Annotated in this window: 8 protein-coding genes and 1 pseudogene; 7 read left to right on the forward strand and 2 right to left on the reverse strand. The window is 72.6% G+C overall.

All coding sequences use genetic code 11. The features are described from left to right. Positions 1–387: 387 nt before the first annotated feature. From AB0O00_RS24060 to AB0O00_RS24090, 7 genes are all read left to right on the forward strand, one after another. Positions 388–870, forward strand: coding sequence for a hypothetical protein (locus AB0O00_RS24060; protein ID WP_363654988.1), 483 nt, complete (start codon positions 388–390; stop codon positions 868–870). After that, the gene (locus AB0O00_RS24065) at positions 858–1,457 is read left to right on the forward strand and encodes a hypothetical protein (RefSeq protein WP_363654989.1); all 600 of its coding nucleotides are present in this window, start codon (positions 858–860) and stop codon (positions 1,455–1,457) included. The genes AB0O00_RS24060 and AB0O00_RS24065 overlap by 13 nt, the downstream gene beginning before the upstream one ends. An 11-nt stretch (positions 1,458–1,468) precedes the next feature. Further along, complete coding sequence (locus tag AB0O00_RS24070; RefSeq protein WP_363654991.1) at positions 1,469–1,927, forward strand: peptidase inhibitor family I36 protein; 459 nt, start codon at positions 1,469–1,471, stop codon at positions 1,925–1,927. 34 nt (positions 1,928–1,961) lie between these two features. Then, a complete protein-coding gene (locus tag AB0O00_RS24075) occupies positions 1,962–2,420 on the forward strand; it encodes a hypothetical protein (protein WP_363654993.1) in 459 nt (152 codons plus the stop codon). A gap of 15 nt (positions 2,421–2,435) precedes the next feature. Continuing rightward, positions 2,436–2,744, forward strand: a complete 309-nt coding sequence (locus AB0O00_RS24080; protein ID WP_363654995.1) for a hypothetical protein — start codon at positions 2,436–2,438, stop codon at positions 2,742–2,744. Between the two features lie 117 nt (positions 2,745–2,861). After that, positions 2,862–4,232, forward strand: a complete 1,371-nt coding sequence (locus tag AB0O00_RS24085; protein ID WP_363654996.1) for a DUF2254 domain-containing protein — start codon at positions 2,862–2,864, stop codon at positions 4,230–4,232. Between the two features lie 99 nt (positions 4,233–4,331). Then, positions 4,332–5,060 carry a BTAD domain-containing putative transcriptional regulator gene (locus tag AB0O00_RS24090; protein ID WP_363654998.1) on the forward strand — a complete coding sequence of 243 codons (729 nt, stop codon included), beginning with the start codon at positions 4,332–4,334 and terminating at the stop codon, positions 5,058–5,060. A 183-nt stretch (positions 5,061–5,243) separates the two neighbouring features. On the opposite strand, the gene AB0O00_RS24095 is transcribed toward AB0O00_RS24090, so the two are convergent. Together AB0O00_RS24095 and AB0O00_RS24100 are read right to left on the reverse strand one after the other, a co-directional pair. After that, on the reverse strand, positions 5,244–6,614 hold the full coding sequence (locus AB0O00_RS24095; RefSeq protein WP_363655000.1) for a DUF6519 domain-containing protein: 1,371 nt from the start codon (positions 6,612–6,614) through the stop codon (positions 5,244–5,246). 21 nt (positions 6,615–6,635) lie between these two features. Further along, positions 6,636–7,980 (reverse strand): annotated as a pseudogene (locus AB0O00_RS24100) (hypothetical protein); the annotation flags it as partial.

A 7,980-nucleotide genomic window follows, 5' to 3' on the forward strand; every position in this document is an offset into this window, starting at 1 on the left:
GGCTGGGCCGCCTGCCGGAGGCCGCGACGGCGAACCGCGAGGCGCTCGGGCTGACGGCGAGCGCGGCGGAGCGGCGGTACCTGCGGCGACGGCTGGCGGAGGTCGGAGGCTGATTCGGTCGGTTGTGACGGCTCCAAGGGCCTGTCTTCAAACCCCCGTCGTCCGCCCGCACGGCAGGCGGGGGTTTGAAGACAGGCCCAAGCACTCGTGCGCACATTCGAGGGCGCCGGTGAAGCCGCAGGTCGGTCACGACCGACGGGAACATCGGTTCGTCCGATGATCACCGGGAGGGTGATCATCCGTTACTCCAAGCAGTTCCTCCCACTTAGGCACGGTGCTCGACCCCGGGAGTCAAGTCCCGGGGCCTGCTCATGACTTGGGAGGACCGTGTTCCACTCACCACCCGCGCCCGCACGCCGCGGCCGCATCATCGCCGCGGCGGCCGGCGCCGCAGCCGTCTTCGCCATCTCGGCCGGCGCCCCCGCCGTTGGTGCCCAGACCCCGGCCGCCGAACCGGCCTGCACGGGCAAGGCGGGCCCGGAGATGCAGGTCGACGGTGGCACCGTCACCTGGTGCGAGCTCAAGGACGGCGGCCGGCTGACCTTCACCAACACCGGCCGCGCGTACCGCGACCTGTCGCTCGTCGTCTACGACTGCGATGGCGGCAAGGGCACCGGCGCCGACCCCAAGAAGTGCGCGCAGTCGATGAAGAGCATGAACGACATCATGTGGCGGCAGATCAAGTCGAAGCGGAGCGTCCACGCCGACTTCGACATCAAGAAGGGCTCCAACGCCCAGGTCTGGTGGACCGCCGACAGCGCGGACAAGGCCACCGACCTCAAGCTCCTGGGGACGCCGTGGAACTCCTGAACCGCTCCCGCGCGGCCGCTCTCGCCGCCGCGCTGCTCGCCACCTCCGTCCCGCTGCTCGCGGCGCCGCAGGCGGCGGTCGCCCAGCAGCCCACCGTCGAGTGCGACGGCAAGTGGCACTACGAGCCGGTCGGCGACCCCGTGTTCAAGCGCGAGATTGCGGACAAGCTCACCTTCGACAACCGCAAGGGCTCCGAGCCGCGGGACGAGACGGTGAGGACGAAGGAGTCGCTGACCAAGAAGTTCTCCCACAAGGTCGACCTGGGCTACGAGATCAGCGCCGAAGCGAGCTCCAGTTTCGGCATCTTCTCGGCCAGCGTGAAGAGCAAGTTCTCGGCCTCCTACGGCTTCGCCTTCGCCGAGACCAACTCGGTGGAGAGGGAGACCGAGATCCGGCTGACCGCCGGCGTGGGGGTCGGCTACATCCGGTACGTCGGCATCGAGACCGTGGAGGTCACGGGGTACTACGAGCGGATCCTCGACTGCGACAAGAAGACCCAGCGCTACCAGCGCATCGGACCGGTCACGGAGGAGGCGCCGATCATCGGCAAGGCCGTGTGGACCGAGGCCCTTCCCGACTCGAAGTGAGGACCAGCCACATGACCGTACCGACGACCGTACCGACGACCGGCCGCCGGGGCGCACGCCTGGCGAAGGCCGCACTCGCGCTGGCCGGAGCGGCGGCGCTCACCTGCGGCACGGCCGTCGCCGCCGAGGCGCCGCCGGGCAATCCGCCCGGCGTGCACATCCTCAACGGCGACAGCAAGAACAGCAAGGCCGTTCCCTGCCCGGCGGGTTGGGTGTGCGTCTACGACGGGTGGTACGACTACGGCGCCATCGCCGTCCTGCCGGGCACCGAGGTCGGGGACCTCACCCGGGTCAGGCTCACCGACGGGGCGACGCTCACCGGGGACCAGAAGGTCAGCGGGTGGATCAACAACTCCCCGGTCCGCTACTGCTGGTACGAGAAGGGCGCGTTCCAGGGCACCTCGCACGAGATGACGCCGTTCGGCAAGGACTCCAAGTTCAGTGGTTTCAACTCGTTCAAGCCGTGCTGATCCCGGCCGACTCCAGCTCCCGGAAGGAACGTTCATGAGCCTCCCGCTCAAGCGCACCGCGGCGGCCGTGGCCACCGCCGTGCTCGGGGTCGTCCTGACCGCCACCGGCGGCCAGGCGCACTCCGCCACCGCCCCCTCCGTCCCCAGCGTTCGCGCCGGCGGCGTGGACGCCACCACCGCCAAGGTGGAGCGCCTCTGGGCCGTCGACGGCGACGACCAGAAGGTGCCCAGTGGCCAGAAGGTGCCGGTGCGCCTCAAGGTCCAGGCCGTCGACAAGGACCGCAAGCCGGTCAAGGGCGCGACCATCGCGTTCTCCACCCCTGGCCCCGGCCTCAAGTTCCCGGACGGCAAGGACGACACCAGCGTCACCACCGACCAGGACGGCTACGCCACCGCCCCCCAGCTGACCGCCGCCGGCCACGCCGGCCCGGACCTCGTCACCGCGAGTGCGGGCACCAAGGCGCAGGTCGCCTTCTCGATCACGATCACCTAGGAGTCCCCGAACCCCATGAACGACGCCCCTGCTCGATCCCACCGGCGCTACGTGGGCCGCGCTGCCCTCGGTGCCGCGGCCACCGTGCTGCTCGCCGCGGCCGGCACCGTCGCGGCCACCGCCGACACCACCCCGGCGGCCACCGCCAAGCCGCAGGTGACCACCCCGCACTGGGAGTACCGCTGGGCCGTCGCCCAGCCCGGCGGCAAGAACGTCGGCGACCTGGAGAAGCTCGGCAAGGAGGGCTGGGAGGTGGTCGCCCCGGTGAACCCCTACACCGCCGACCGCTGGAACTTCCTCCTCAAGCGCCAGCTGCCCGAGTGATCGGTACAGCTGCCTGACGGCGGCCTCCTCCCGGTTCGCCCCGGGAGGAGGCCGTCACGCTTCGTTCACTTTAGGGTGGAAATATTCCGCTGGCCGGGGTGTCGGGAGGTGGGCGAGGTGATCCGCGGGGTCCACCTGGAGGCGCAGTGGCGGCGGGAGGCCCTGCGGACGAACCTGTGGGTCGTGCCGATCCTGGAGGTCGCGCTCGCCGGGGTGCTCTTCGTCGTCACACTGGCGCTGGACAAGGCCGCGTACCGCGGGGACCTGGACCTGCCGACCTGGGTGATCAGCGGGACGGCGGACGCGGCGCGGCAGATCCTCGCGGCCATCGCGGCGGCGCTCATCACGGTCGTCGGCGTGGTGTTCTCCATCATGATCGTGACGCTGACCCTGGCCTCCACCCAGTTCGGGCCGCGCATGCTGCGCACCTTCATCCGGGACCGGACCACGCAGCTCACCCTCGGCACCTTCGTCGGGACGTTCGTCTACGCGATCCTCGCGCTCGTCGTCATCGGGCCCGGCTCGCACGGGGACTTCGTGCCGCACCTGTCGATCACCGTGTGCATGGTCCTCGTCATGGCGGACCTCGGGGTGCTGATCTATTTCATCCACCACATCGCCACGTCCATCCAGCTGCCCCGGGTGATCGCCAACATCGCGGCCGAGCTGTCCGAGGCGATCGAGGCGAGCGCGGGCGGGCCGGAGCCGGCGGTGGGGGTCGAGGCCAAGGGGCCCACGGCCGAGGAGCTGAACGTCCGGCTGGACACCTCGGGCGCGGCCGTCCCGGCGCCCGCCAGCGGGTACCTGCAGTTCGTCCGGCACCGCACGCTCGTGCGGATGGCGGCCGAGCTCGACGCCGTCATCCGGCTCGACCACCGGCCCGGGCACTTCCTCGTCCAGGGCCACCAGCTCGCCACCGTCTGGCCCGCCGAGGCCGCGCCCGAGGTGGCCCGCAGCTTCGCCCGCGCCCACATCACCGGCTCGACCCGCACGCTCGCCCAGGACATCGCCTTCGCCGTCGACCAGCTCGTGGAGATCGCCATCCGGGCGCTGTCCACCGCCGTCAACGACACCTTCACCGCGCTGACCTGCATCGACTGGCTCGGCGAGGGCCTGTGCCGGATCGCCGCCCACTGGAGCCCGAACCCCGTCCACCGGGACGAGGACGGCTACATCCGCGTGATGACCGCGCCCGTCAGCTACGAGCGGCTCGTGCAGCGCAGCTTCGAGAAGATCCGCCAGGCCGCCCCCGGCATGCCCGCCGTGCTGATCCGCCAACTCGACGCGCTCGCCGAGATCATGGCCGAGACCAGGACCGAGCAGCAGCGCCGGGTGCTCATCGCCCAGGCCGAGATGATCGAACGCCTCAACCAGGAGTCGGTGCCGGAGGCCACCGACCGCGAGGACGTCCGCCGCCGCTACCTGGGCGTGCTCGCCGCGTACGGGGAGGCGCGGGCCCGGAGCGGGCCTGACGTCACCTCAGCGTGATCCTTATCGCTCGAACGGGTGAAATCGTGACGCCCGGGGTGAGGGCGCCCCAGCGGGGCATGATCGTACGCGGAACTCCTTGAGCGAGGGGGCGGGTGTATGGGCGTTTCCGCTCGGCTGAGGCTGCTCGACGGCTTCGCGCTCGACTGCGGGGCGAAGCCCGTCCACCTGGCCAGGACGCTCCAACGCCTCCTCGCCTTCGTCGCGCTGCGCCGCGAGGCCCACCGCGCCCTCGTCGCCGGCACGCTGTGGCCGGAGTCCGACGAAACCAAGGCCTTCGGCCGGCTCCGGACGGCCCTGTGGCGGCTCCAGCAGTCCGGCGCGCCCGTGCTCGCCGCCGCGGGCGAGACGCTGCGGCTGCGCGCCACGGTGCGCCTCGACGTCGACGAACTGCTCGCCGGCATCGACGAGTCCGGCACGGGCGACCGGCGCGTGCTGCTCGCCGGCGGCCCGCGCGAGCTCCTGCCCGGCTGGTACGACGACTGGGTGCTGCTGGAGCGCGAACGGCTGCGCCAGCTCTACCTCCACACCATGGAGAAGCTCGCCGTGCGCGACCTCCACGCCGGCGACTACGGCGGCGCCCTCGAAGCCGTCCACGCCGCGCTGCGCGCCGAGCCCCTGCGCGAGAGCCCGCACCGGCTGCTGCTGGAGATCCATCTCGCCGAGGGCAACTACAGCGAGGCGATCCACACCTACCACGCCTACCGCCTGCTGCTGCAGCGGGAGTTGGGCGTGAACCCCTCCCCGGGAATGCGGCGCCTGCTGGACGCGGCGGTCGACGCGGCCCCGGGCACGGACGACGGCATCGGCCGCGCCCTGCTGCACTGATGCCGCCGGGCCTGCCCTGGGATCGTCACCGGCGTGCTCGGCCTGGACAATCGCCCGATGGGTGCCGACTTGCGCACCCGCCAGGCCATGGCCGCGCGCAAGGTGATCCCGGCCGTCGCCGGCGCCCGCGGCCCTGTGAGGTGAGCGGGTCGGCGACCGGCCGCCGGCCCGCTCGCTCGTCGTTCAACTCCCCAGGGGGCGGAAGGTCTTGCGCGGGGATGCGTCGATCGTTGCGCCGTTGACGTAGGCGAGTGGGGCGTAGTGGTACGGCACTCCGGACGGGTCCTGGGGGGCTGGGCCGTCGGGGGCCTGGGGCCACAGGACGTCGCCGGTGGCGGTGCGGGCGGGGATCAGCCAGTAGTCGCCCCGGCGGTAGGTGCCCCGCCTGCCGGAGCCCGGCTGGAACTGGACCTGGACGCCATCCTCCAGGTCCAGCCAGGGGCCTTCGACCAGGGGGAGGGCACCGTCGTCCGCTGCGGCGACGTGGTCCCAGCGGCGCAGGAAGGGGTGGGCGCCGAGGGCGCAGTCGTTGGCGCCGTCCTGGTGGTCGAGGGTGACCAGGAGGTCGACGGCGTCGATCGCGAGGACCTGGCGCAGGCGGGGCGAGGGGCGGGGCGGGTCGGCGAGGACGGTGTCGTCGGCGACGTGTCCGGTGGTGGTGTCGTCGACCAGCTCGACCCAGTCGCCCACCTCCAGGCCGAGTTTGCCGTCCCGGCCGAGGGCGGTGACGGTGGCGACCGCGCCGTGGAGGGCGGTGACCGGGAAGACGACGGAGGCGTTCTCGCGGGACCACTTGAAGGTCGCGCCGGGCAGGTGGCCGCGGCGGGCCTTCGGGGTGGTGGTCGCCGGCCAGGCGGGGCCGCCGGTGTGCACCTCGACGCGGTAGAGCTGGTTCTCCGGGCCGCGGAACCGGCTGTCCGGCGGCAGTTCGCAGCGGTCCTCGGGGACGGCCGGCGGCTGCTTGGCGTGGGCCCGCAGTTGGCCGGTCGGGCGGAAGGCGGCGAGACGGGTGGCGAACTCGGTCAGCGCGTCGGCGGTCGTGGCGGCGGCCACCGGGAGCGCGGCGACCTGCCAGACGGTCTTCGCGCGGGCCGCCGTGTCGGGGCCGGGGTCGCCGAGGGCGACCTCGCGGATCGCCGGGTCCTGGAGGGCGGTGATCAGCCGCTCCCACACCCGCAGGTACACCACGAAGGGCTTGTCCTGGGGGAGTTGGGAGGTCGGGTCGGTCGGGTCGAGGTGCAGGTCGGGCTGCGTCCAGTAGGCGGTGTCGAGCTCGTTCTCGACCAGGATGCCGTCCACGTACATCCGGCCCGCCGGGATCCTGAGGTCCTCCTGCGGCTTCTTCCCGGCGACCGCGTCGATCGCGAAGCCGCCGCCGACGGCGGGTGCGACGGCGGGCCCGAGAAGGTCGGCGACCGTCGTGCGCAGTTGGTGCAGCAGGAGGGCGCCCTGCTCGTTGAGGTCGGCGTCGAGCTGGACGCGGCCCTGCTGGGTGAGGACGGCGGAGTAGTGCTTGCGCGGGTCGAAGGTGGTGCGGGAGAAGTCGCCTTGCATGGACGGGCTCCTAAGGGACGGTCACGTGACGATCACGAGGCCGGCGTCGCAGCCGGCGGGGGTGTACTCGGCCAGGCGCAGGCGCAGGTTGTCCTCGCGCTGGGGCTGGAAGAGGTCGTGGAAGGCGCCCAGCTCGGAGCCGTCGTCGGCGCCGCGCCGGATCGCCTCCGGGCAGTCCTGGGCGAGTTGGGCGTAGCCGGGGGTGCCGTACCGGGTGCTGGTGAAGCGGGGCGGCGGCGTGCCGTCGAGGCAGTGGAAGCGGCGGGGCGTGCGGGAGCCGGGGCCGAACCGGGTGAAGCGGACGCAGCCGGACTGGCGGTGGTCGACGTGCAGGCAGCCGGTGACGACGGTGTTCTCGACGAGGCCGACGGCGTGGGTGAGGACCGAGCCGAGGACGGTCGTGCGGCGGAGGTCGACGACGGCGTGGGCCGGGCGCCGGTCCGGGGCGGAGAGGGCGGTGAGGCCGTGGGCGGTGGCGTCGAGGATGCTGTCGCAGAGCCCGATCCGGTTGGGTTCGGCGTGGACCTCGTCCGCGTTGACGACGACCGGGCCGAGGATGCTGTGCTCGACACGGAGGCAGGCCGGGGTGTCGGCGAGTTCGACGCTCGCCTCCTCGGCGTGCTCGGGGTTGCACTCCTGGTCGAGCGACCAGCCGGGCACGAGCGTGCAGTGGCGGATGGTGACCGCGCCGACGCCGCCGGAGACGCGCAGGCCGCGGCCGGCGATCAGGAGGCCGTCGAGGGTGATCCGCGGGGGCTTGCCGCAAGAGCCTGCCGGTCCGATCACGTGCAGGGCGTCGGGGCGGTTGCTGCTCCAGTCGAGGACGCGCAGGAGCGGGCGGGTCTGCTGGGCCGCGCGGATGGTGAGGTGGTCGGCCGGGTCGAGGGTGACGGCGAGGTGCTCCAGGTAGTCCCCGTTGTCGGTGATCTCGATGACGGCCTCGTGCGTGCCGTCGGGGTCGGCGGCCTTGTCGGCCTGCCAGCGGCGCAGGGCGGCGTCGATCCCGGTGAGCTCGCGGTCCTTGCCGACCCGGTAGAAGGCGGGCGGGCGCTGCGGGCCGAGCGGGCGGACGTACTCGCCGCCGCCGAGGTCGGCGCTGAAGCCGTAGTGGTAGTCCACCCAGACGCCCTCGGCAGGCGCGTGGCGGGCCGGGAACGCGATCCGGCCGAGGACCGGGTCGACGGCGACCTCGTCGTTGGTGGGGTGGTGGCGCCAGCCGGTCAGGTCGGCGGGGACGATCCGGTGGAGCGGCACGGGCTCGGCGCCCACGTAGACGCACAGGCTCTTGCCGGGGCCGTAGAACTGCGCGGTGCGCTCGGCGAAGGCGCGGCGGCGGATGAACGCGGGCACGGCGCTGGCCGGCTTC

This window comes from Kitasatospora sp. NPDC093558, from assembly GCF_040683475.1.
Classification (GTDB): Bacteria; Actinomycetota; Actinomycetes; order Streptomycetales; family Streptomycetaceae; genus Kitasatospora.

Bases quoted from the DNA above. Each gene is read 5' to 3' on its own strand.
- AB0O00_RS24070 (WP_363654991.1), top strand. From the start codon at position 1,469: ATGACCGTACCGACGACCGTACCGACGACCGGCCGCCGGGGCGCACGC.
- AB0O00_RS24075 (WP_363654993.1), top strand. From the start codon at position 1,962: ATGAGCCTCCCGCTCAAGCGCACCGCGGCGGCCGTGGCCACCGCCGTG.
- AB0O00_RS24095 (WP_363655000.1), bottom strand. From the start codon at position 6,614: ATGCAAGGCGACTTCTCCCGCACCACCTTCGACCCGCGCAAGCACTAC.
- AB0O00_RS24090 (WP_363654998.1), top strand. From the start codon at position 4,332: ATGGGCGTTTCCGCTCGGCTGAGGCTGCTCGACGGCTTCGCGCTCGAC.
- AB0O00_RS24080 (WP_363654995.1), top strand. From the start codon at position 2,436: ATGAACGACGCCCCTGCTCGATCCCACCGGCGCTACGTGGGCCGCGCT.